This window comes from Methanosarcina vacuolata Z-761 (assembly GCF_000969905.1).
Classification (GTDB): Archaea; Halobacteriota; Methanosarcinia; order Methanosarcinales; family Methanosarcinaceae; genus Methanosarcina; species Methanosarcina vacuolata.
The window spans coordinates 2,384,229-2,408,119 of record NZ_CP009520.1; the positions used below are offsets into that span (position 1 = coordinate 2,384,229).

Genomic DNA, 23,891 nt, shown 5'->3' on the forward strand with positions numbered 1-23,891 from the left:
TGTATGCTGAAGGATAAACACATCTTTTGATATTGAATTCTCCAAACAATAACTTTTGAGATTTATAGTTTTCAAAAAGTCGGCACATTATGAAATACCACACTACTGAATTCTTTATGGTGGCAAAAGGCTCTGTCCTTCTAAAGTGCAACTCTCGCTGTCCTCCCGAAGCTAAATTAGTTTCTTTATCTAGAAATTACCCCTCTTGAGCGAACGAAGTGAGCGAAAAGGGCACCGTCCTCCCGAGACGGAACTCGGGTGACGGAACTCGGGTGACGGAACTCGGGTGACGGAACTCGGGTGACGGAACTCGGGTGACGGAACTCGGGTGACGAAACGCAATTCGGATGTAGAAACCCTTAAAATAGTGTAAAAGCTTAAAACAGAAGGGTAATGGAAATGCTTTACCGAAAAGTACCAGAGAACGGAGATGAACTTTCTATACTTGGGTTTGGGTGCATGCGCCTTGCGGTCAGGGACGGAAAGATAGATGAAGAAAGAGCTACCCGGCAAGTTAGATACGCAATCGATCACGGAATAAACTATATCGACACGGCCTGGCCGTATCATATGGGAGAAAGCGAGCCTTTCCTTGGCCGGGCCCTTGCAGATGGATACCGAGAAAAAATTAAACTTGCTACAAAGCTTCCCTCCTGGACAATAAAAAGTAGGGAGGATATGGACAGGATCCTGAATGCCCAGCTTGAAAGGCTCAGGACTGACCATATCGATTATTATCTTGTGCATGGACTTGTTGGGCTTTTATGGGACAAAATGGAAAAACTTGGAGTGCTGGATTTTCTTGACAGAGCAAAAGCTGACGGCCGAATTATAAATGCAGGTTTCTCCTTCCACGGATCTGCAGGGGATTTCAAACGGATTGTGGATGCATATCCCTGGACTTTCTGTCAGATCCAGTATAACTTTCTGGATGAAAAAAACCAGGCAGGAACGAAAGGGCTTGAGTATGCTGCTTCAAAAAACCTGAGTATTATTATCATGGAACCCTTGCGCGGAGGCAAGCTGACAAATCCTGTACCTCCTGAAGTGCAGAAGATCTGGAATGAAGCTCCTGTAAGGCGCACTCCAGCCGAATGGGCCTTTCGATGGATCTGGAACAGACCCGAGGTTACGGTTGTGCTTTCAGGCATGAATGAGGAATCCCATATTGAAGAAAACCTGAAAATCGCATCTGAAGCCTATCCGAACTCCCTGACCGACGCCGAACTGCAGCTTGTAAGAAAAGTGGAACAAAAATACAGGAAACTTATGAAAACCGGTTGCACAGGCTGTAGATATTGTTTGCCCTGCCCTTCAGGCGTGGACATTCCTGGCTGTTTTGAAATCTTCGATAACTTTTACCTGTCAGGCAATGAAAGGGAAGCAAAACTTATGTATGCATCAAAACCCGGAGGAATAATAAGAGGCGACGTGCCAGGGTATGCTTCCCAGTGCGTCCAGTGTGAACAATGCATTGAAAAATGCCCACAGCACCTGGATGTTCCTTCCCTTCTCGAAGCCGTGAAGGAAAAATTTGAGGGAAAAGACCTAAGAGGATGGAAGATTTTCGCGAAAAAGACGTTTAGGAAGGAATAAAAAAGAATTTGAAATGCATAATTTTTGTTACTTTCAATTACTTTACTTTATTTTACTTTACTTTTTAGTTTTTGATGTTGCGTTTTCGTTCAACACTCCTTGTCTATCTAAAAAGCTTTTCCAAGATTACACCCGAAGCCATAATATTTTTCATTCCCTGGGTTATATAATAATAGGCTTGATTTTCTCAATATCGGTTTTTCCTTTTTCATCGAAAAAGGATTCATCGGCTTTGATATCCAGGCACCGACTTTGATATCCAGGAGTTCTCTTGCAGGGTATGGAGCCCTATATCAAAGTTATGCAGAAGCTTGCGCTCCAGGACAACAGGAAATTCACCCACATAAGGGGCAGGCACAAGCTTGCTTCTTACCGGCGTCAGGCAAAACTTATCTTCATCCCTTCCACCTGCGGTTCCAAAGTTATCGGTCTGTTTTAAATAAGCTTCTGATGTGGTACTGATTGTAAATGCCCTATTTTCCATGATGCCCGCATAGCTGTAAGTCGCTTTTCTTAAAGATACGCTAACGCATGGAGGGGGTCGAAACGATAGCAAGAAAATTATTCATTTTAAGAGAACATCTGCGGAAAGACAGGTGTACAGGTGATCCATTATTTAACTCCAACTTCGAATTTGTTTCATATTACATAATCGTCCCACAGTACCAAGATGAAATTGGAATTTACTCAACGTTTAACCTTTTGCGTCGTCTGTAGTTGTATTAGACATTAAACTTTCAACTAATTTTGAGTTTAAAATCTCATTTCAGGATACAACACGAAAAATGAAGTATTTAAGGGCCGAAGTATTTAAGAGTCCTTATAAGTATTAATCAGTAGATTTAAAAGATTCTGGCGGAATCTAAAGTTCAAAAAAATTATTCGTTAAATTAAATTTCTATAATTTTTTCTGTTTCTGAAAGTAAGCTTATATTTAATCCAGTAACTTCAGGACTGTCAACAGGAAACAGCGCTGAGACAAAAAGAGCAGGAAAACATGGTAATTAACGGAGGCAATCTATGATAGTAAAAACATTAAAGTTGATTTCCCGTTTTGCGATGGTGCTGATTATATTGAGTATTGTCCCTACAGGGTCTTTTGCTTCAGAAAACGCAACCCTGGAAAACTCGACGGATCTGATTTATGGTCCGGGATCTTGTCCTTCTTGTCCTGCAGGCAATATAAGCGAAGAAAATTACACTGAAGTTCAGGCAGACATGTTGGACTCAATCAGTAAGAGAATTACTGAACTTCAAAATCTTTATATTGAGATAAGTAAGGTTTCAAATGCATCCGACTTCCAGACGGTTTTGTCTAGAAAAAGGCAGGCAAATGAGGGTATGGAAAATGACGGAAGGAATGTGGAACCTGATGAAATGCAAACAGAGACTGACGAAGGGCATGAATTTTGTCATATCCTGCTTGAAAACATAACTGATGAAAATTTCACTGATGTTCAGGCTGTTATCCTTGATTCCCTCCAGAATATGACTGAAAGAGCCGAAGCCGCTCAAACCAGGCTTACGGAAGCCGGCGATAGCAGCAAAGCTGAAGAGCTCAACGAGAAGATTACTGAGATTCAAGACCTGTATACCGAGGTGAGTGAAGCCTCTACTGCAGCAGAACTCAAAGAAGTCCTGTTAACCCATGAACAGGCAAAGGCACTTGATTCCGTTGAGGAGAAAATAGAGCTTCTTAAAGCCAGAGTGAACGAAAGCGAAAACGCGAGTGATGAACAGCTCAACAGCAGTATTACTGAACTTACGGCCCTGATGAAAGATATCAAAGGAGCCGAGTCTTTTGACGAACTGAAGAAAATAATGCACTCATCCAGGGATTCCGCCGTGTAAAAACAGAAAACGTATATCGACGATTCTGTGCAACAAAAGTCTTCGGCCCTATTTGCCTCCCTGGCCGAATTCAGGATACCTCAACTGAAAGTAACGCAAACGTCAGCATTGGAATCTAACGCAAAAGTCCCAACCGATTAAAGAACCATAACCTGCCGAAAAGAGAAATATCCCCCCTGAACGTAACTCTGAGAAATTCACCCTCCTGATAGAACTTCAGCACCTTTGTCTCAAGATCAGCCTGTTTGACCCGCAACCGTTGACCCGCAACCGTTGCGCCGGTTTATCACAAACCGTTGCGCCGGTTTATCACAAACCGTTGCGCCGGTTTATCACAAACCGTTGCGCCGGTTTATCACGCCGATAGGGTTTGGGGATAAGGTTATCAGACTCAAACGGTTCTTGGGGTTTTCGGTCAAGCCTTTTTTGAAAAGGGTTGCGGGCAAGCCTTTTTTGAAAAGGGTTGCGGGCAAGCCTTTTTTGAAAAGGGTTGTTTTAAAAAGGCTTGTTACCATGTAGACAGCCTTTTCCGGGAAAAGCGGTGGGTTTTAATATTTCAGCTTCAACTTCATCCCGCAGAAAGGACAGAAGTTGGGAGCAGTGGTGAGATTCAGGCTTCTGGAGCAATATGGGCAGGTCAACCCGATTCCATTTTTCTTCTCGTTAATTGCGTTTTGGTGGGCTCTGGACTCCTTTGTTTCTTCAACAGAAATTGAAAGTTCAAGCTCTTTAAGAGAATTCATATTGCAGATATCACCTGAGAGAGTTGAAGTTTCAGTCCGAACTTCAGAATCATCATCTGTCAAGCGGCTCCTAATAACAGGCTTTGTTCCAGGATTTTCGGTCTCATCAGGAGTGGGTGCAGGTGAGGAATTTGTTTTATTAATTTTTTCAAGAGCTTTCAATGCAGCCCTTCGCACGCAGGCATCTGTACTTTCAGTAGCTCTGATAAGCCCTGCAACTGCCTCTGGGGTTCCGATTTTCTCAAGTGAGCAGATAGCGGCTTTTTGCATTGGGCTATCAGGTTTTTCAAGGATTTCCACCAATTTAGGAACAGCTTGCTGCGCTTTGAGATCCCCAAGCGCAGAAGCCGCAGCTTCTCTCACTGCTGCCTTAGTGTCATCCAGAGCTCTTAAAAGGCCTGAAATGGCTTCATTAGTGCCTGATCTTCCAAGGCCCAGAACTGCTGATTCCCTTACCGAATTATCAGGGTCATTAAGAGCTTTAACCAGTCCTTCTATGGCTTCAGGGGCTCCGCTTTTTCCAAGAGCACAGGTAATCGCCTTCCTGACGGAGTTTTCATATATATCAAAAGCTTTAACCAGTCCCCGAACCGCTTCCGGAGAACCTATATCTCCCAGGGCATCTGCAGCGCGGCTCCTCAGATACCAGTCAGGGTCATCCAGGGCTCTCAAAAGCCCTGCAACTGCTTCAGGCGTTCTGATTTTCCAAAGAGTTTCAATTGAAACTTTTCTTATATCCCTGCTCGAAGCTCCGAGAGCCTTGACCAGCACAGGCACTGAAGTTGACACACTTACAATTTTGCAAAGCGTTTCGGATGCAGTTTCCTGCACAGGTTGTCTTGGGTCCCTGAGGATTTCCATTAGCTCATCAAGCACATCCGACTTACCCCTTTTTCCCAGGGTTTCGGCAGCTTGCTGCCTTGTTTTGTTATCCGAGTTTTCAATTGCCTTTACCAGGCAGAGAGCAGCTTCATAAGTGTCGATTTTTCCAAGGGCTATTATTGAAATCCTTCTCAGCGAATAATCCGGATAAGATAGGGATTTCTCAAGGGCGTAAATTGCATCTCTTGAGCCTATCCTCATCAAGGATTTCACCGCTTCCTTCTGGACAAACCTGTCCCTGTCCTCGAACCCTTTCACAATGCCTGAGATAGCTTCAGGTGTGCTAATTTTTTCAAGAGAAGCAATTGCAGTCTTTTTAACCGGACTATCAGAATCATTAAGAGCATTTATAAGACCAGGGATAGCTTCCGGCATGTTGAGTTTTCCCAGGGCTTCTGCAGCAGCAGCTCTTACTTTCGGATTTGAGTCATCCAGCGCTCCAATCAGCGCGGTTAAAGCACAAGGATCCCCTAGATCACCAAGTTTTTCGGCAGCAGTTGCCCGGTTTCCTGCAAAGACCGAGCGTTCCAATTTCTTAATAAGATTTTTGATATCGTCGTCCATTTTCCTTCTATCCCCCATTGGTGTAAAGCTTATCAGGAACCTCTAAAATATAAAAAATATTTTAAAGTATGCAGCCCGTTATACTGAAAATAAATAGGATGTCTTTCAGTCTTTTAATTCTAAAATTGGCACTTTCAATTCCTGTTTTTCCAGAGCCTTATGCGTATCTAATTTTTACATAGATGGCAACGTCTATTTAAGCGAGACTGAAATATTGCAAATGACCCTCTTCTTTATACCATTAAACTCAGCTCTTAATCTCCCTTAACATTCTACATTTTTTAATATATTACATTCTATGATATATGAACTTTTAGATTGTTTTTATAAATAATATGTATATTCGATTGCCTGTGTTTTCTCCTAAAATTATTTCGTTTTTTGAATATTTGTAAATCCATTATTGGGGGAATTAGAATCACTTCTGAAATCGATTTTTCACAATTTTTTTGCTGGAACAAAGATTGTCCTGATTATGGAATTAATAATCAAGGAAATATAGTCCTTAAAGAAAGATATGGTAAAAGGAAAAATATGGTAAAAACAACCATGCGCTTCTTAAATGTAAAACTTGTAAAAAATGTTTTAGTGAAACGAGAGATACAGTATTTTTCCAACTTAACACTCCTGAAAAAGAAATTCTAAAAACAATATATCTGATTCCCGAGAAAGGAGGAATTCGTGGACTTGCGAGAGCTACTGGACATAGTAACAGAAGATTTCTCCTTTTCCACCACGAAGGAAAACGTAGTAAAGAAAAAGATAAAAAATTATGTAGTTGAAAATATTCAACGTATTATTTTTGGAGATCCTAAAAAAATATCTGAAATGCTTGGAGCTAATTCGGATGATTACATTGGTACTTCATATGTAGAAAGGATAAAGCTTACTATCAGGACATCTCTTGTAAGATTTGTAAGAAAAAAGGTGAATTTCAGTAAAATAATGAAGAAGCATACGAAAACATTTGATTTATTCCAAGCATGGATAACTTTATAAAACCTCACGACTCTCTAAAATTAAGAATAGACTCTGAAATAGAAAATGGTTACAAAGAACTCCAGCAATTGCAGAAGGAATAACAGATCGCATAACAGATCATATATGGAGTTTAAAGGAATTACTAATGTTTAGAGTTCCTGTTCAATAACTAAGGGACACAACCCTGTTGTTATCTTATTTTTTTGTTTTATCTTACTTTTTTGTTATTATTCTATTGTTGTTATAAAGTTTAACTTTGAATACTTATTGAGTTAGTTGCCAAAAGAAAATTCACAGCTACGTCCTTATAAGTTTAAGAGTTCGCGTGTAAAGGCAAACTACACAATAAAATATGGATAAGAGGTAGAGGTCTAAGCTATCCTCAAACGATTTAGGAACCTTTACTGGGAGTTACCTTGATTACTCTACCTCCACTGGTATTATTTCCAGCTTGAATGTTCTCCAGAATACGTTCCTTCTTTCTTTGGGTACTACTTATACGCTTAGTTACGTTTTCTGTTTCAGTTACATTTTCTGCTTCAGTAACTGCTTCAGCCGGAGTTACTTCTGTAACAGGAGTTTCTTCTACAGCCTCAGTTGCGGTTACAGCTTCCTGAACCGGAGTTACAGCTTCAGCTCCGGTTACTGCTTCAGCCTCGGTTACGGCCTGTTCTGGAGTTCCTGTTTCATTTGGAGCCCCACCTTCCTCACCAGCGCATCCTATAGCCAGGAATACACCGAACAAGACTATCAGAATAATCAATGCATTTTTCATTATTTTCCCCCATATATAATTATATACGTTATTAATTGATACTTTATAATTGATATCTGGATTTTATAACAATTCCTACTAGATTCTGAACATAATTCATCACATGAGATTAAAAATGGCTATATGCCAGGATATTTCCACTTTATTGTGTTTTTTGAATGTAGTAAGATCCGGATTCTTTATATTCCATTCAATTTCCTTAAGTTATAATACTGGGAATTCCAATATTGTTAAATGATTTTTTAATGACTTTTTGGGGGGAAGTCATGAGAATAAAATCCATTAATCCTTACACTGAAGAAGTAAACTGGACATACGATTCTTTTTCTTTTGAAGAATGCGAGTCCATGATTGAAAATTCCAGGACTGCGTTTTCCGGGTGGAGTTCGTTGTCTGTTGAGGAAAGAACAAAATACTTTTCAAGGGTTGGGAAGGTCCTCAGGCAGAATGCCGAAATTTATGCCGAAATTATCACGAAAGAAATGGGAAAACCTATCAGGCAGTCAAGGGACGAGATTGAAAAATGCGCCTGGATCTGCGATTATTATGCAGAAAACGCGGCCGAATTCCTGAAAGATGAAGTTGTGGATATCGGAGCTGAGAAAAGCTACGTAACCTTTGAGCCTCTGGGAGTAATTTTCGGCATAATACCCTGGAGTTTCCCGTTCGAGCATGTTTTCAGGTTTGCAGTACCTTCAATGTGTGCAGGAAATGTGTGCATAATCAAACATGCTTCAAATGTGCCTGCTTCGGCCCTTGAAATTGAAAAAATCTTTCTTGAGGCAGGATTTCCTGAAAATGTTTTCAATACCCTGTTAATTGACTCAAAAACTGCAATGGAAATTATTGAAGAAGAACTGGTAGATGGGATTTCACTTACTGGCAACATAGACGGAGGCTCGGAGATAGGTGAACTTGCAGGAAGCCTGGTAAAGCCTCTCGTACTTGAGCTGGGAAGTTCGGACCCTTTCATAGTACTCGAAGACGCTGATCTCGAAAGAGCTACGCAGGTTGCTGCAAAGTCCAGTTTTCTAAATACCGGACAGAGCCATATTGCTGCCAAGCGATTTATTGTCCTGGAAACGATTGCTGTGGACTTTATTGAGGCATTTGAGCTTGAAATGCAGGAACTGAAAATCGGGGACCCTATGGATGAGGAAACCGATATTGGTCCTCTTGCAAAGAAAGAATTTCTTGATAGTCTTGAAAGAGTCCTTAAAGACGCAAAAAAGAAAGGTGCAGAACCTCACGTTTACGGAGAGGATCATAGTAAAGGTTTTTTCTTCAGGCCAACCCTCATTCCTGCAGCCAGTACCGATATGAAGGTTTGTAATGTAGAGGTTTTCGGGCCCATTGCCCCGGTAATCACAGTAAAAAACGAAGATGAAGCCGTCAAAGTCGCAAACGCCACAGAATTCGGGCTTGGGGCTGAAATATGGTCCCGAGACCTTGAAAGGGCTCAGAGGCTGGCAAAAAGAATAAAATTCGGATTAGTTGCCATTAATGGAATGGTTAAATCCGACCCGAGGTTGCCTTTTGGAGGAGTTAAAAAATCAGGAATCGGGCGAGAGCTTTCTCATTATGGGCTCAAGGAATTTGTGAACATAAAGACGGTTGTGGTCAACAAGTGAGTCTAAAGGACTGAGAATTGATTGAAGTTTTTATTGAATAAACCTTGTCCAGAATTAATTATGAGAATTTGTTTAATCCTAAATAGTAAACTCAATTAAGGTTAACAAATAACTTAACCAAGGCTTATAAACAAACCTTATTTAAGGAAAATTCGGCTTAAATAAAAGCCATATAGCTATATTGGAGTTTTTTCATGAAAGCTTCGGATCTTTTTGTTGCCCAGCTTGAAGAAGAAGGCGTTGAGTATATTTTCGGACTGCCAGGTGAAGAAAACCTTGACCTGCTTGAGTCCCTGAGGACTTCCAGAATCAAACTGATCATAACAAGACACGAACAGGCTGCGGCTTTTATGGCTGCAACATATGGGAGGTTGACCGGAAAGCCAGGAGTCTGCTTTTCAACACTTGGACCCGGAGCCACAAATCTTGTTACAGGCGTTGCCCAAGCACAGCTTATAGGAGCACCTCTTATTTCTATATCCGGACAGAAGTCTCTGACTGACAACTGGCAGGCCCGTTTCCAGCTTGTAAACACTGTCAGAATGATGGAGCCTCTCTGCAAAAAGGCTGTATCCATTACCGATCCGGGAATGATCCCTACAGTGATCCGTAATGCCTTCAAACATGCCGAAGCTGACAGGCCGGGAGCTATACATATTGAGCTTCCGGAAGACGTAGCTGAAGAAGAAACTGAGGCCACGGTGCAGAAGCGAAGTGAAATTAAAATTCCTTACCCCGATCCTGAGGCTGTAAAAAGAGCTGCGACTATGATCTGTGAGGCTAAAAATCCCCTGATAATAGTTTCATCAGGAGCAAACCGAAAAGCTATCACTGGGGAGCTCGAAAATTTTGTCGAGCAAACAGGCATCTACCTGGTGCATACCCAGATGGGGAAAGGAGTCGTTCCTGATGATTGCAGCTACAGTCTCTTTGCCACAGGAATTCATGCAAGGGACTATGTTAACTGCGGAATTGACGGGGCTGACCTTATTATCACTATTGGTTATGATATAGTCGAATATCCTCCTTACCTGTGGAACGGTACACTGGACAAACAGATCATAAATATTGATTTTGTGGAATCCGTGCCTGATAGGTACTTTAACCCCACAGTAGAAGTCATAGGGAATATTGCTTCTTCAATCCGGGAACTTGCTGCAAGTATTCCGGAGAAAAGGGAGTTTCCTATCTTTGAACACACCAGGAATTTCATTGAAGAAAAAATAAATGCTGTTGCCAGGAAAAGCTACCCTCCTGTTCCACAGGCTGTAGTTAAGAGTGTCAGAAAGGCGCTGGGGAGAGAAGATATAATTACACTGGACAATGGAATTTATAAACTCTGGTTCGCTCGCCTTTACAAGACCTATGCTCCCAATACTGTGCTCCTTGATAATGCTCTTGCAACCATGGGTGCAGGTCTCCCTTCAGGGATTACTGCTAAGCTTCTTCATCCGGAGCGCCGTGTGCTTGCAATCTGTGGGGACGGAGGTTTTATGATGAACTGCCAGGAACTTGAGACCGCAATCCGCTATGGAATTCCTGTTGTTGTCCTTATCCTCAATGACAATGGTTTCGGCTTTATTAAGTGGAAGCAGAAAAAAATGCATTTTGAGGATTTCGGGCTGGATTATGGAAATCCTGATTTTTCTCTCTTTGCCAGGAGCTTCGGGGCTATGGGTGTCAGGATTAAGGAAGACGACGACCTTGCAGAAGTTCTGGAGAAAGCTTTTGCCTTGAATAAGGTGGCAGTTATTGAGTGCCCGATTGACTATTCCGTAAACTATGAAACTTTCTCGATAGAATTGGGAAAGCTTACATGTAAGTTCTGATTGGAAACCGATTAAAGGGACATTCCCTACGGGAGACTGAAATTCCGACAAATACTTGTTCTGGCTTGATAAATAAGGAAAAAAGCGTTAAAACAAATAAAGCGTTAAAATGAATTAAAAGCGCTTAAATTGGGTTAAAAGTTATTGATTAATAACTAAGTTCATGGCAGTAACGCCAGGAAAATGAACGGGAGAAGTTTTTCCCACATTATTTACAGGTTGATTGATTATAAGTTGACTATGGGATTATTAACTAAAAAATTTTAGTTATACCGCCTCGGGACCAATCAATTTGAATTTCAGACATTTAATAGTAAAATTTAAGCGGTTCTTAAGCTTGTGGTTTCATGTCCTGATTTTAAACCTGACTTCCAAAGCAAGAGGTTGCCACAGGTTAGTTGAATCGCAGATTAAAGTTACTATAAGTGAATAAAGTGTTTCAGGCATCCTCAGTTAAGGTATCCTTTTCTTTCAAGCCATTCAATCTGAGGCCTTGTATATTTCCAGGTAACATCGGCTTTGGAGTCCTGAATTTCCCATGGGTTCGCTATGACTATATCGCCTTCGCGAATCCACATTCTCTTGTTTTTGGACCCGGGAATTCGTCCCATTCGGACCACACCGTCCATACACTGTAGTGTGACTCTTTTAGAACCGAGTAAACTTAATACTGTTGCCAGAACTTCGTTTCTGTCCTTTCGAGGAGTGCGTACTCTTGTTACTTCATGAGTATCTCCTGCAACCGATTTTTTTGATCCTGAGTTTTTCTGTCGGATAATGCTTCTATAATTAGCCAAATTAATTCCTCCAATACTGGTTTTGTTTCAACTGCTTTAATTTAAAATAAGCTTTCTCTGATTTTAGTCTCAGTTCGGCTTGTTTTTCCGTCTTTCCGGATATCTTTATAGATTTATACCATAGAGATCTTAACATTTTTAGGGATACTTGGTTAGATTCTCTGATTAAATTGTTATTTTTTGTTCTGTTTTTATTTTCCAAGAAATCTCCCAAATAAAAGGTAAAAACAAAGAGAATAGTCAGTGAAAGTGAATTGAGTATCAATTCGGACTATATCTTAAACTGGCTCAGCTTTGATATAGATGCGCAGATATTAGTATATTTGAGACCTTCAGTGATTACAAAGTTCTTATTTGTCAATAAACCGACCTTCCTATGGTCTGTTTGAATGGAACTTCGGTCTCAACCCTGTATTCAAGTAGCCAGAACAGATAAACTTGTGAATTTCGCTCGGGTTGCCGTTACCGCCTCTGAAACCTTCTCGGTGAATTTTTCGGTTGCCGACAAGGTAAGAATTTCCTCTCATAAAAACCCATTTTCCTCTGTCATAAAAACCCATTATTGTTTCACCTCCGTTTATAGCGGATACATATATTCGATAAAAACATGATCGGATATCATCGATAAAACAAAAATGGAGCTATTAATAACAGATTATATATCTCTTTATTTTCAACCGCTTCTACGTAGTTATTTACTTATATAAATTTTCCTGTGAACAAATGGCCAGAAAAGTCCAAAAATTCAAAGTAAATTAAAAGAAATAAAGATCTTTTTCAAGAAATAAGCATCAATATACTTGAAATAAACATCAATATACTTGAAATAAACATCAATATACTTGAAATAAACATCAATATACGTGGGAACTTGTTGGCTTAATTTAAATAATTACAAAAGAAGACTCAGTACCAACATATAGTGATAAAAGTAAAATTCAAAATCACTAGATTTTGTAAATGGTTATCATCCGTGTAATAAAACTTAGTTATTCAAGTCTTTAGATAGCGAATGTCGATTTTGATAAAAACTGGATTCTTCTTGCTAATTCAGGTTTTTTATCAAAAATGCAAAAATCACTGGATTTTGGAACAGAGTCCAAAAGAATCTAAAATACATAAATCAATTAGAAGAATATTATTATCGTTCAAATAAAAATATTATTCAATACAATATATAAAAGAAGAGAGTCCGTTTTGCTGCTCAAACTAAACGGACATAATTTGTAAAATAGAATATTTTGAGTGAACCTAGAATTAATATCTGTTCTCTCTGGGTTTCCTATGTTTAGGAAGACACTCTCTGCAGTAGACTGGTCTGTCAGGGTCAGGCTTGAAAGGAACCTGAGTTTCAGCGCCGCAGTCAGAACAGATCGCGGTGTACATTTCCCTGGGACCTCCGAAACCTCCACGGTTGCTGTCTCTTCCCCTGAAGGAATTTCCTCTGTCATTAAAAGCCATTTTCTTTTCACCTCCGCTTACAGCGGATAGTCCATAGTTTAAAAATAAGGTTGTATATTACTCTTTGATTAAAAACAGAAACTAGTTTTTAATAACAGATTATACATCTCTTTATTTTTAATGTTCTTAGTATACGGTCAAATTATATAAGTTTTACTCATAAAAATCAAAATCACGCCGAAATTTTTGCTGCTTTAGAGTTGCTTCTGCTTATTAAAAAACTCTGACCATATAGTTTCTTACGGACAGAGACACAGTTGCAAGTTGAATTCCACTATCCAGATGAGAAAAACTAAGAGGATGAACTACTCATTCCTAAACTCCTTGAATTTCTCAGAGTTTTGAGGGAGAAACTTACAGGACGCAAAGCCCAAAAAGAATACTTAGTATTCTTCTCTTAGTGTTCTTCTCGTTCCATTCTCCCGCCTATTGGCGACGAGTCTACAGGGCCTACTCCACATTTTGCAGGTGAAGGAATATCAAAATGTAAAATATACAAGCGTGATAATACTTGAGATGCTATTAAGCTTCCGGCTTTCATTTCATCTATCACTTGTTGGCTCTCGCAGAAAATTGTTGAGTACGGGGAACTTCCCGCCCTGGAGTTAAAAACTAAGTTAGTGAAACTGAGTAAGTGAGTGAGTCAGCTAAATAAATTAAAGGCTGTGGAGTGAATTATAAACAAGTTATAAAAGTTGAAGTTGAGTTAAAAAGAATAAAGGTAAGGTGAAGAGATTAAAGGCAAGAGCTTGAAGAGGGAATATGTAAGTGGGAAGAAGTTAACCGCAAACTGTTAAAACTGGAGTATAATCAGAGTAAGCTGGTTTTATCAAGTTTTACGGTACTATTTCGGTACTTATTTGAGGTACCCTTTTCTCTCGAGCCACTCGACCTGGGGCCTTGTGTACTTCCAGATCACATCGGCTTTAGAATCCTGAATGTCCCACGGAGCGACGATTACTACGTCCCCCTCATGTATCCACATTTTCTTGTTTTTGGACCCGGGAATCCGGCCCATTCGGACTATACCGTCCATACATTGCAGCGTAACTCTTTTTGAACCAAGTAAACTTGATACTGTTGCCAGAACTTCGTGATTTTCCCTACGCGGTGTGCGTACTCTTGTTACTTCCTGAGTAGCGGGCACTGAACTTCCAGTTCCTGCTTTTCTTTTTCTTATATTGCTTCTATAGTTCGCCAGGTTAATTCCTCTTATTATTAGTTTGTTATGTCAAATTTATTACGATCTGCTTTTTATTACTCTGCTTTTATTATGTCATATTTATGATGTCAGATTTTTCAAAGCTTCTGTATCTACGGATGCATCATGTACTTTGATGTTAAGGTTCATAAATGGATAGGGATTAAAGAACCCTTTAAGATCTGAAATCCCGGAAAAAACCTGAATCTCAGGAAGCGTTCTCATTTCAAAGATTCTTAAAGACCCTTTAATTGTTCTTAGTGTTATTTTTCGTTTATACTGAGAGTTTGCTTCAAACACTTCATAGCACTTTTACATCATAGCACTTTTATTTCACATACAAATTATAAAAACGCCTGTAATAGTACTCAGGCCCCACTCAACAAACAAATTGTAAAGAGTCATTAAATTCAGGGTTCCGATATCCTTCACCAGCTATAAGGTAAAAATATAGCTTAAAAATGGAATATGTGTTGAGATTTTTCAAAATCAACACTTTACCTTGAGTTTTACTTAAGAAGCTTTATTTTAAAACTTCCTGTGGTTAGGAAGGCAATCCCTGCAATAAACTGGCCGGCCTTCGGTCGGTTTGAATGGAACCTCAGTTTCAACCCCGCAGTCAGAACAGATAACCTTGTGCATTTCTCTGGGGCCGCTGTTGCCGCCTCTGAAACCTCCGCGGCCGCTGTTTCGGTTGCCACCACGGTAGGAACTTCCTCTGTCATTAAAACCCATTTTCGTTCACCTCCATTTGCAACGGATTCATATGCTCGATAAAAACATGATCGGATATAACTTATTATTTAAAAACAAAAATGGAGTTTTTAATAACAGATTATATGTCTCATTATTTTTACTATAATACATAACCACTTCCATGTTATATAAGATTAATCCAAAAATAACTGAAAAAAATAGAAGCGGACTCCTCAAAATCACATTCTGCCCCCCCTCCAAAAAATAAGGTGATTTTGCAACAACTAACTAAACTTTTTTGAGTCAGTTGTGAGCACATGCTCAACAAAATCAATGATTTTGGCTTGAATCCCACAATGTTCAAAAAAATCCAGTTTAAATTTTGAGAATTCAATAATAATTTCGGCAGATCTAACGATATGTAATGAACATTAACTCATTAATAGGGAATAAAGAGTAAAATTAGTAATATAATATAATTCAATAATAATTTCGGCAGATCTAACGATATGTAATGAACATTAACTCATTAATAGGGAATAAAGAGTAAAATTAGTAATATACTATATAACTAAATAAATTAAGTTGTGTTTTTTGAGAGGGGTCGGAGTGCGAGCTCAAAGAGAAAAGATTCTGTATGAGAATTATATATAAGAATAAAAGAAGTTTGAAGAATAAAAGGAGTCTGGAAACCTCTGTTACAGAAAGGTTTCCAGTGATAAAATTAAAATAAGAAAATTCTGGAATTTCTGGATTTAGAACTTTCTGTGATTTGGTAGGCAGTCTCTGCAGTAAACCGGTCTTCCTTCAGTTGGCTTGAATGGAACCTGTGTCTCTACACCACAGTCAGAACAAACGGCGGGATACATTTCTCTGGGACCGCTGTTGCCCCCTCTGTAACCTCCGCGATTGTTGTCCCTATTTCCCCGGTTGCTATCTCTTCCCCTGAAAGAGTTCCCTCTGTCATTAAAACTCATTTTCGTTTCACCTCCGCTCATAGCGGATATAGTCTAGGTTGCTATAAAAATAAGATCTATACATTCTTTTATTAAAAACAAAAATGAAGTTTTTAATAACAGATTATATGACTCTTTATTTTTACTGCCAATATTTCCCAAGCTCTTATCGTATATAAACATATCTGCGAAGACAGTAGTTTAATCTTTAGAATCTCAAGTTAGCTTTTAAAATATCTAATCTAATTCGATACTGTTTTTAGCTTTTAAAATCTCTAGTCTAATTCGATACTGTTTTATCCCAAAATTATTTCTCATTTTAAATATGGCTCTTCGTCATTTCCTGTGGATAAGATGATTTTCAATTCAAGACCGAATTGGTTTTTAAGAGAATATTATGAGGATATCCACACAAAAAATTGGAAACGATGGGAAAATAAATATTATCTTAAAAAAATTCTGTTTTATTTTTACGTTAGGGGGTCGAGATGTAAAAAACTTTATACGAGTTGCAATCTACGTTTTAGCCATAGCAAGTAGTATGTTAAGAAGATAATCTACGTTTTTGGTGATTTTCACCACATCAACTGTTAACTATAAATACTATTTTTCTCTCTATGATACTCTACAAATGTAAGCCAGAACTCAAATGTAAGCCAGAACTCAAATGTAAAAACATAAATCATAAATTATATAATATAATTTCAATACATTCCGGAAGTAAAATAATTTTTATAGTTTTAACATATTTTGTTCAATCCTTCCACTAATATAGAATTCTATTGTGAGTTGAGAGAAATAAGGTGCATACTGCATTTGACTATAACTTAATTCACTGGAAAAAATTGAGGTAGTTTAGGGTATGAAAAGATACGATGTAATTGTTGTTGGGGCGGGCATAAGTGGACTTCTTGCAGCGCTTACGCTTTCAAAGCATGGAAAAAAAGTCCTTGTTCTTGAAAAAAGACGACATTTGGGCGGGAACTGCAACAGCTACATGGTAGATGGCTATCAGGTAGATACAGGAGCACATGCAATTACCCATCTTATTGAAGGCCCTCTGAAGAGGTTGATGGACAACTATTTCGATTTTTTACCTGTGTTTGAAGACTATGGACATTACTATGTTCGAACTGAAAATGCTTTTGTCAAAATTCCTTCCAACCTGAAAGATTTCGTGACTTTTGATGTGCTTCCAAGAAAAGACAGGGTATTGCTTTCCCAGACCCTTACAAAAGCCTTTACCCTTTCATCATTCGGAATAGATCTGTCCAACCAGTCAGTATATGATTTCCTGCCGAAAAGTCTTTCAAAGGAAACTTACGACTTTGTGGATACCATATCAGCTTTTCTCTCTGGCAGGTCAATGAAGGAAACTTCTGCCCAGCGTGTTCTGTCTGGAAGCAGTTTTGTCAGAGACAGCATCACCCAGGAACAATTTGATGCAATGATCGGAAGACTGGAACAGAAAAAATCCCAATCTACAGAGTCTATCCTTGCCTCAATCCTTCCATATCACCTCCACGCTTCTCTTCAAGCCAGGATGACAAGGGTCACCCAGCCTTTTACCTCTCTTGAAAGGCTTGCAACAAATAATGTAAATTATTCTCAGGGCTATCCCAGAAAAGGCTTAAAAGCCCTGCTTAACGCCATTCTTTACTCTCTGCCGGAAACTGTTGAAATCAAAAATGAATGTGAAGTTAAATCCATCCTTGTACAGGATGGAAAAGTTTCAGGCGTAGAAGCCGATGAAATATATAACTCTGACCTTGTTATCTACACAGGTTTTGCAACCGAGCTTCCCAGACTCATAAAAGATCTCCCTGAAGAATATATGGAAAATCTCAGAGGTATCGTCCATAGTAAAAGCCTGACCATCTGGCTTGGACTGGAAAAAGATTTTCCCGATTTTAATTACACGGGCTCAGAGATCTGGTTCAAGGATTTTGCCTACTGGGCAACTCCTATCAGTAACTATGACCCTTCGCTTGCCCCAAAGGACAAGCAGCTTATTGGATTTTCCTTCGTGATTGATGAAAATAAAAACGAAGAACAGGAGACAGAAAAAGCCTACGAGACGATTTTCCGGGCTCACCCAAACATTGAGAAATATATCGATATGCAGCATGAACAGATAATGGTCCCGGAAAAAGCCGCAGTTACGATTGACGGGAAATTTGCAGATATTCGAACCCCTGTTCGCAACCTCTATGTAGCGGGCACTGATACTGACAAACGCAGCATGGGAATTACCCGGGCTTCATATTCGATTATTGAGCTCCTAAAGATTCTTAATGAAGATGGGAATCTTCATTAAAGTATCTGTTTTATGTTAGAGCAGGAAAAAATAATATTCTGACTAATACTTAAGGACAGATCAATGTTTTATCATAATTTTTATAAATTGGAATAGGACTTACGCACTTGAGCAACAGAATCAATTACGAAAAAGACTGTGGATTAAAGTCGTGGTTTAGACAGTTGGTAGTCGGTTGCTGTTGATTTTCAGTTCAACTACGTAAGTCATGGAAAAAGTTAGTGATATTTCAAATTTTAAAGGAATATTAAACTTTAAAAGAAATATTATGCCTTATATTTGGGCCAACAGGTATAATTTTCTCTTTTTTCAGATGACTGTGAATTTAATCGAAAGTTTTTCATTTTTAAATAGTTTTTTTCTTTTATATAGAAATTTTTCATTTCTGCTTCAACTTTTTTTATTATTATAGTGAGATTCTCTTGCTTTTTTTCAAAAAAATCAATCAAAATATATTTATAGTATTTATTGTTGCCCGCATATCATCTAACACAAAATATATATACCATCTACGTTGAGGCAAAAGATATATATATAGATAAGAGGTAATGAGATTCCGTTATCCGGCAAGTGGAAAACTAATTCCTGACCGGCCAAACGTGAAAAACAAAAAGAAGTGATAATGGGATGACAAATACTGAAATCTTTGATAAGTTACGCGACGCAATCGTAAATCAAAACGTCGCAGGTACTCCAGAGCTATGCAAGGAAGCTCTGGCTTCAGGAATTCCGGCACTTGACATTATTACAAAGGGCCTTTCCGTTGGAATGAAAATTGTCGGTGACAAGTTCGAAGCCGCCGAGATTTTTTTGCCTCAAATTATGATGTCCGGAAAAGCAATGAGCAATGCAATGGAAGTCCTTACCCCTGAACTTGAAAAGAACAAGAAAGAGGGAGAAGAAGCAGGACTTGCCATCACCTTTGTTGCAGAAGGGGATATTCACGACATTGGTCACAGGCTTGTTACCACAATGCTCGGAGCAAATGGGTTCCAAATCTTTGACCTTGGAGTTGATGTGCTTAATGAAACCGTTGTAGAAGAGGCTGCAAAGCACAAGGGAAAAAAAGTCCTCTTGGTAGGCTCTGCCCTTATGACCACCTCCATGCTTGGCCAGAAAGACCTTATGGACAGGCTCAGAGAAGAAAACCTGAGGGACGATGTAAAGTGCATGTTCGGAGGAGCCCCTGTGTCTGATAAATGGATTACCGAGATTGGAGCGGATGCAACTGCAGAAAACGCTGCTGAAGCTGCAAAAGTTGCACTTGAGGTAATGAAATAATCCTGGGAGGCAAAAGAAAATGACATTTAGAAAGTCCTTTGATTGCTATGATTTCTACGACAGGGCAAAAGTAGGAGAAAAGTGTACTCTGGACGACTGGGACCTCATGAAGATCCCTATGAAAGCAATGGAACTCAAGCAGAAGTACGGGCTTGACTTCAAGGGAGAGTTTATCCCAACAGACAAGGATATGATGGAAAAACTCTTCAAGGCCGGCTTTGAGATGCTCCTTGAGTGCGGAATTTACTGTACCGATACCCACAGGATCGTAAAGTACACTGAAGACGAAATCTGGGATGCGATCAACAATGTCCAGAAGGAATTCGTGCTCGGTACAGGCAGGGAAGCAGTAAATGTCAGGAAGAGAAGTGTTGGGGATAAGAGAAAGCCAATTGTACAGGGTGGACCTACCGGCTCTCCAATATCGGAAGACGTGTTTATGCCTGTTCACATGAGCTATGCTCTGGAAAAGGAAGTAGACACCATCGTTAACGGTGTAATGACTACAGTGCGTGGAAAAGCGCCTATTCCAAAAAGTCCATACGAGGTCCTTGCCGCAAAAACTGAAACAAGGCTGATTAAGAATGCTTGCGCCATGGCCGGTAGGCCTGGGATGGCTGTTTAGGGCCCAGAGACCTCCCTGTCCGCTCAGGGAAACATTTCCGCTGACTGTGCCGGCGGAATGACCTGTACGGACAGCCACGAGGTCTCGCAACTCTGTGAACTCAAGATCGATCTCGATGCAATTTCAGTTATTGCTCACTACACTGCAAACAGCGACATCATTATGGACGAGCAGATGCCGATCTTTGGCGGGTACGCTGGCGGCATTGAAGAAACAACTATAGTCAACATTGCAACCCACATCAACTCAGTTGTCATGAGCAACGCAAGCTGGCATCTGGATGGGCCTGTCCACATCCGCTGGGGTTCAACCAACACCAGAGAGACACTGATGATTGCAGGCTGGGCATGTGCAACAATTTCTGAATTTACGGATATACTGTCAGGTAACCAGTACTACCCATGCGCAGGCCCATGTACTGAGATGTGTCTGCTCGAGGCTTCAGCCCAATCCATTACCGACACGGCTTCAGGCAGAGAAATTCTCTCAGGAGTAGCCTCAGCAAAGGGTGTCGTTACCGATAAGACCACAGGTATGGAAGCCAGGATGATGGGAGAAGTAGCAAGGGCAACGGCAGGCGTAGAAATCTCCGAAGTAAATGTAATCCTTGACAAGCTTGTAGCCCTCTATGAGAAGAATTATGCAAGCGCACCAGCAGGAAAGACCTTCCAGGAATGTTACGACGTAAAGACCGTAACACCAACTGACGAGTACATGCAGGTCTACGACGGAGCAAGGAAGAAGCTCGAAGACCTGGGACTTGTATTTTAAAATAAAAATAAACATAGTTTATTAAAAATGAAAACTGCTTTCAAAATAGAATTCAGTTGAGAAGTTGCTTAATTCTTCAACTGTGTCTGGACTTTTAGTCCAGACTTCCATACTTTTGAGGTACTTTCTGAATACTTTGAATACTTTCTGAATCCTTATTGAGTGCTTTTTTTCTATACTCCTCTTCACTGTCGGTATATATTTAGCATGAAAAGGTACCATCTGCAAGCAGTTTCATTGGTTGTGCATGTTATTCAAAGAATGTCATGTTCGTTTTTCTGTGGAAGTAACATCCTTTTTGAGTGCATCTATTCTTTCAGGCGCAGGTACATAATCCAAACTGGTTGATTTTGATAAGAGGAAGGCATTAATTGACTCAAACAAAGTTGTACAAATGAGTTTCCTGCAATAGGTACCGCACTCTGAATATCAGATTTGTAAAAAAATAGAATAGCTGCTTGCGAGAAAACGGTTAGAGACGGACAAGAAGAAGGGAATGAAACTTATCCTTCATAATAATCGTTTTGGTCGTGGTGTGTGAAATGAGGCTTTAAGATCTACCCGCAAGCAACCGGATTCTTATTACCTATAAGTGATATTTATATTTTTCGATGAGTGCTATTTCATAATAACAATTTCCAGTTTATTCCGACCTTCAAGTGACGAAACATTTCTCAACAGTGCTTTTTCCATGACAAAGCTCATATTCTCACATATCCATACTTACTTGAGAGAGAACCTGGGGGCATGAAGGATTATTCTACCGCTCGATGAAAACGAAGCTTTGGAACTGGGACTTACTCTGGTTAATGAAAGAAATGAAACCGAAATCAAAGAAGTCCTTAGCTACCTCTTCGAGCTTGCACTGAAATACGCAAAAGAAGGACAGGAAAACGACACAAAAAGATTGATTGAATATATCAAAAATATAGGAAAAGCGGCAGCTATTGCAAGGCTTGAACCGATTGTTGTCAATACGCTTCTGCTTTTTCCCCAAGTTGCCACAGAGGCATGCAAGCAGAATATGCAAAATGCTCTTGTGAGCATAGCACTCGCATTCGGAGAGATTGGAAAGGCCGCAGCAGGACAAAAAATGGAGGTTTCCGCAAGGATCGCGTCTTCCTGCCTTGGCGAGATGGGAAACACTGCAGCTTCGCGAGGAGCTAAAAAGGAAACAATTGCAGTTATTTTCGCTCTTGGGGAGATTGGAAAAAGCGTTACATGGCAAAAGCTTGGTGATGTTGCAAGCAGCACAGTTGTCCTTCTCGGGGAAACCGGAAAGGCTGCTGCAAGCCAGAAGTTTGAGGACGCGGTATTAAACGCCGAGCTGTTGCTACAGGAGATCGGGACAGGGGCGATTGAAAAAAACCTGAAAGAAACTGCAGACATGAGTGTGCGTTCTATCCAGGATATAGGAAAAACTGCAGATATCCAGGGTCTTGATAAGGCTTTGCTTCAGGCAGCCTATTCACTCGAAGCAATTAAATTTAATGCCGAAGACCGCTATCTGATGAGTGCATCCATAATTGCCGAAGTAGCTCTCCTGCACTTTGAAAGATTGAAAATTGAGAGACTGGAAGATAAGCTGAATAAAATTTCCAGGGGAAAGAAAAGATCACCAGGTACAGGTTTATGAACTGTTACACTCAGTTTAACGATTATTCATATTGAGTTAATCAGTTTGAGTTAATCAGTTTGAGTTAATCAGTTTGAGTTAATCAGTTTGAGTTAATCAGTTTGAGATTAAATCGCAACTCCCGCCTTCTTTACAGGGAAAAGAGTGCAGGAAGGATTATCTGGTCTTAAGGTGCCTTTTCCCAATATAAACTTTTAGTGGGGTGTTCTGAACGTCTATTTCAAACGAAACAGGGGCAACGGATCTCGGGCTAACTTCAGTTAAGGAAAATGATGAGCTTGGAGTATTACGGTCCATAGATTTCCTTACGGAACGAGGAACCGAATATATAAATAGAAAACTTGAGCCCGACGCAAAAAAGGCTGTTATCTGTATAAGGGACATAGGTAGCGCGGCTGTCTTTCAAAAAATGGAAATTGGAGTATTTTTATCACTTTTTTCGCTTGGAAAGATGGCTGAAATTGCAAGAGAGCAGAAAATGACTGATACCGGTTTAAGCATCCTTTACTCTCTCTGCGCAATTGGTAAAGCAGCGGTTGGGCAAAACATGGAGTCTGCGGTCAGGATTGCAGTCGCATATCTTGGAGAAATTGCGAACTCTGCCTCACTTCAGAAGACGGAGAGAGAGGTGCTTGCAGCAGCTCTTGCTATAGGGTCCATAGGAAAGGAAACCTTCGGGCAGCAGAGTATCCGGGTTCCGGAAAACGGAGGATTTCTTCCTCCAAAGTCATGTATCCTTTTATCTCAACCTCCTGGAAAAGAGGCTATTCTCTTCTCTAGAGAATTTCCGGGTATTTTTAGCCTGCTTGTTCAACAGGGAGGAGAAGCTGATTCTCTTCAGGATATTCCTGTCCTTTTGGAGAGCGAATCTTCTTATACGGGTTTTACCGAGTTTGAGAATCTAATCATAAGAACTGCTAATTCTCTAGGAACAATGATTTTTGAAGTTAAAGATAAATTTTTAATAAGCCACATGCTTATGACAAAACTTGCCCTTGACACTCTCAATGGATCTGAATATATACACGAAGCCGAATCTCTTGATTGAAAACTTATAAAATTTTAAAATGCCGTTTTATCCGAATAGCTTTGATTCTGATTGTGTTCCTGGGAATCACCAGATTTCATGGGAACTGTAAAACTGGGAATCAACATAATTGAGTTCATGCGTCTTCTGTTAAGTGAGAAATTGTGACAAACTGTGTCCATTTACACAATGCTTGCTAAATATTTTATCAAGTTATAAGCTGAACCAGAGTATCGATTTCACGTAAATAGGCCAAAATTGAAAGCGCTGG

Annotated in this window: 19 protein-coding genes and 1 pseudogene; 10 read left to right on the forward strand and 10 right to left on the reverse strand. The window is 39.8% G+C overall.

Features of this window, described 5'->3' with window-relative positions; all coding sequences use genetic code 11:
• Positions 1-399: 399 nt before the first annotated feature.
• Positions 400-1,596 (forward strand): aldo/keto reductase, encoded by a 1,197-nt coding sequence (locus MSVAZ_RS09905; RefSeq protein WP_048123878.1) that lies wholly within the window; start codon positions 400-402, stop codon positions 1,594-1,596.
• Between the two features lie 223 nt (positions 1,597-1,819).
• Here MSVAZ_RS09905 and MSVAZ_RS19505 read toward each other — a convergent pair whose 3' ends face one another.
• A complete protein-coding gene (locus tag MSVAZ_RS19505; protein WP_232316050.1) occupies positions 1,820-2,152 on the reverse strand; it encodes a flavin reductase family protein in 333 nt (110 codons plus the stop codon).
• Between the two features lie 464 nt (positions 2,153-2,616).
• Between MSVAZ_RS19505 and MSVAZ_RS09915 the strand changes: the two genes are divergently transcribed.
• Positions 2,617-3,447, forward strand: a complete 831-nt coding sequence (locus MSVAZ_RS09915) for a hypothetical protein (RefSeq protein ID WP_048120623.1) — start codon at positions 2,617-2,619, stop codon at positions 3,445-3,447.
• Positions 3,448-3,779: 332 nt separating this feature from the next.
• Here the strand turns inward: MSVAZ_RS09915 and MSVAZ_RS09920 are convergent, their stop codons facing one another.
• Positions 3,780-3,962, reverse strand: a complete 183-nt coding sequence (locus MSVAZ_RS09920) for a hypothetical protein (RefSeq protein ID WP_048120625.1) — start codon at positions 3,960-3,962, stop codon at positions 3,780-3,782.
• A gap of 33 nt (positions 3,963-3,995) precedes the next feature.
• Positions 3,996-5,636, reverse strand: a complete 1,641-nt coding sequence (locus tag MSVAZ_RS09925; RefSeq protein WP_048120626.1) for a HEAT repeat domain-containing protein — start codon at positions 5,634-5,636, stop codon at positions 3,996-3,998.
• A 681-nt stretch (positions 5,637-6,317) separates the two neighbouring features.
• On the opposite strand from MSVAZ_RS09925, the gene MSVAZ_RS09930 reads away from it, so the two are divergent.
• Positions 6,318-6,635: a hypothetical protein gene (locus MSVAZ_RS09930; RefSeq protein ID WP_157206063.1), complete on the forward strand. Its 318-nt coding sequence runs from the start codon at positions 6,318-6,320 to the stop codon at positions 6,633-6,635.
• 373 nt (positions 6,636-7,008) lie between these two features.
• Here MSVAZ_RS09930 and MSVAZ_RS18865 read toward each other — a convergent pair whose 3' ends face one another.
• Positions 7,009-7,392 carry a hypothetical protein gene (locus MSVAZ_RS18865; RefSeq protein ID WP_052727944.1) on the reverse strand — a complete coding sequence of 128 codons (384 nt, stop codon included), beginning with the start codon at positions 7,390-7,392 and terminating at the stop codon, positions 7,009-7,011.
• 266 nt (positions 7,393-7,658) lie between these two features.
• On the opposite strand from MSVAZ_RS18865, the gene MSVAZ_RS09940 reads away from it, so the two are divergent.
• The gene (locus MSVAZ_RS09940) at positions 7,659-9,023 is read left to right on the forward strand and encodes an NAD-dependent succinate-semialdehyde dehydrogenase (RefSeq protein WP_048120628.1); all 1,365 of its coding nucleotides are present in this window, start codon (positions 7,659-7,661) and stop codon (positions 9,021-9,023) included.
• Between the two features lie 194 nt (positions 9,024-9,217).
• Positions 9,218-10,852 carry an acetolactate synthase large subunit gene (locus MSVAZ_RS09945; protein ID WP_048120630.1) on the forward strand — a complete coding sequence of 545 codons (1,635 nt, stop codon included), beginning with the start codon at positions 9,218-9,220 and terminating at the stop codon, positions 10,850-10,852.
• Positions 10,853-11,301: 449 nt separating this feature from the next.
• Here the strand turns inward: MSVAZ_RS09945 and eif1A (MSVAZ_RS09950) are convergent, their stop codons facing one another.
• From eif1A (MSVAZ_RS09950) to MSVAZ_RS19515, 6 genes are all read right to left on the reverse strand, one after another.
• Positions 11,302-11,631 (reverse strand): translation initiation factor eIF-1A, encoded by a 330-nt coding sequence (gene eif1A, locus MSVAZ_RS09950; protein WP_156151156.1) that lies wholly within the window; start codon positions 11,629-11,631, stop codon positions 11,302-11,304.
• Between the two features lie 1,275 nt (positions 11,632-12,906).
• Positions 12,907-13,110: a CxxC-x17-CxxC domain-containing protein gene (locus MSVAZ_RS19510; RefSeq protein WP_082091092.1), complete on the reverse strand. Its 204-nt coding sequence runs from the start codon at positions 13,108-13,110 to the stop codon at positions 12,907-12,909.
• Between the two features lie 856 nt (positions 13,111-13,966).
• Positions 13,967-14,311, reverse strand: coding sequence for a translation initiation factor eIF-1A (gene eif1A / locus MSVAZ_RS09970; RefSeq protein WP_255678829.1), 345 nt, complete (start codon positions 14,309-14,311; stop codon positions 13,967-13,969).
• A gap of 81 nt (positions 14,312-14,392) precedes the next feature.
• Entirely contained in the window at positions 14,393-14,536 is a 144-nt protein-coding gene (locus tag MSVAZ_RS09975; protein WP_157206064.1) for a hypothetical protein, read from the reverse strand.
• Positions 14,537-14,839: 303 nt separating this feature from the next.
• Positions 14,840-15,046, reverse strand: a complete 207-nt coding sequence (locus MSVAZ_RS09980; RefSeq protein ID WP_048120641.1) for a CxxC-x17-CxxC domain-containing protein — start codon at positions 15,044-15,046, stop codon at positions 14,840-14,842.
• 716 nt (positions 15,047-15,762) lie between these two features.
• Complete coding sequence (locus tag MSVAZ_RS19515; protein WP_082091094.1) at positions 15,763-15,984, reverse strand: CxxC-x17-CxxC domain-containing protein; 222 nt, start codon at positions 15,982-15,984, stop codon at positions 15,763-15,765.
• 841 nt (positions 15,985-16,825) lie between these two features.
• Here MSVAZ_RS19515 and MSVAZ_RS09985 point away from each other — a divergent pair.
• The 5 genes and pseudogenes from MSVAZ_RS09985 (at position 16,826) to MSVAZ_RS10020 (ending at position 23,641) form a co-directional block, all read left to right on the forward strand.
• Positions 16,826-18,280 carry a phytoene desaturase family protein gene (locus tag MSVAZ_RS09985; RefSeq protein ID WP_048120642.1) on the forward strand — a complete coding sequence of 485 codons (1,455 nt, stop codon included), beginning with the start codon at positions 16,826-16,828 and terminating at the stop codon, positions 18,278-18,280.
• Between the two features lie 627 nt (positions 18,281-18,907).
• Positions 18,908-19,561 (forward strand): methyltransferase cognate corrinoid protein, encoded by a 654-nt coding sequence (locus tag MSVAZ_RS09995; RefSeq protein WP_048120646.1) that lies wholly within the window; start codon positions 18,908-18,910, stop codon positions 19,559-19,561.
• 19 nt (positions 19,562-19,580) lie between these two features.
• Positions 19,581-20,957: pseudogene (locus MSVAZ_RS20305) on the forward strand (monomethylamine:corrinoid methyltransferase).
• Positions 20,958-21,741: 784 nt separating this feature from the next.
• Positions 21,742-22,593, forward strand: coding sequence for a hypothetical protein (locus tag MSVAZ_RS10015; RefSeq protein WP_232316051.1), 852 nt, complete (start codon positions 21,742-21,744; stop codon positions 22,591-22,593).
• 409 nt (positions 22,594-23,002) lie between these two features.
• A complete protein-coding gene (locus MSVAZ_RS10020; protein ID WP_197078752.1) occupies positions 23,003-23,641 on the forward strand; it encodes a hypothetical protein in 639 nt (212 codons plus the stop codon).
• Positions 23,642-23,891: the final 250 nt, after the last annotated feature.

What these genes read in the sequence shown, in the direction of transcription:
- MSVAZ_RS09905 (WP_048123878.1), top strand. Translation starts at nt 400, where the DNA reads ATGCTTTACCGAAAAGTACCAGAGAACGGAGATGAACTTTCTATACTT.
- MSVAZ_RS09915 (WP_048120623.1), top strand. Translation starts at nt 2,617, where the DNA reads ATGATAGTAAAAACATTAAAGTTGATTTCCCGTTTTGCGATGGTGCTG.
- MSVAZ_RS09920 (WP_048120625.1), bottom strand. Translation starts at nt 3,962, where the DNA reads ATGGTAACAAGCCTTTTTAAAACAACCCTTTTCAAAAAAGGCTTGCCC.
- MSVAZ_RS09925 (WP_048120626.1), bottom strand. Translation starts at nt 5,636, where the DNA reads ATGGACGACGATATCAAAAATCTTATTAAGAAATTGGAACGCTCGGTC.
- MSVAZ_RS18865 (WP_052727944.1), bottom strand. Translation starts at nt 7,392, where the DNA reads ATGAAAAATGCATTGATTATTCTGATAGTCTTGTTCGGTGTATTCCTG.
- MSVAZ_RS09940 (WP_048120628.1), top strand. Translation starts at nt 7,659, where the DNA reads ATGAGAATAAAATCCATTAATCCTTACACTGAAGAAGTAAACTGGACA.
- MSVAZ_RS09945 (WP_048120630.1), top strand. Translation starts at nt 9,218, where the DNA reads ATGAAAGCTTCGGATCTTTTTGTTGCCCAGCTTGAAGAAGAAGGCGTT.
- MSVAZ_RS19510 (WP_082091092.1), bottom strand. Translation starts at nt 13,110, where the DNA reads ATGGCTTTTAATGACAGAGGAAATTCCTTCAGGGGAAGAGACAGCAAC.
- MSVAZ_RS09975 (WP_157206064.1), bottom strand. Translation starts at nt 14,536, where the DNA reads ATGAGAACGCTTCCTGAGATTCAGGTTTTTTCCGGGATTTCAGATCTT.
- MSVAZ_RS09980 (WP_048120641.1), bottom strand. Translation starts at nt 15,046, where the DNA reads ATGGGTTTTAATGACAGAGGAAGTTCCTACCGTGGTGGCAACCGAAAC.
- MSVAZ_RS19515 (WP_082091094.1), bottom strand. Translation starts at nt 15,984, where the DNA reads ATGAGTTTTAATGACAGAGGGAACTCTTTCAGGGGAAGAGATAGCAAC.
- MSVAZ_RS09985 (WP_048120642.1), top strand. Translation starts at nt 16,826, where the DNA reads ATGAAAAGATACGATGTAATTGTTGTTGGGGCGGGCATAAGTGGACTT.
- MSVAZ_RS09995 (WP_048120646.1), top strand. Translation starts at nt 18,908, where the DNA reads ATGACAAATACTGAAATCTTTGATAAGTTACGCGACGCAATCGTAAAT.
- MSVAZ_RS10020 (WP_197078752.1), top strand. Translation starts at nt 23,003, where the DNA reads ATGGAAATTGGAGTATTTTTATCACTTTTTTCGCTTGGAAAGATGGCT.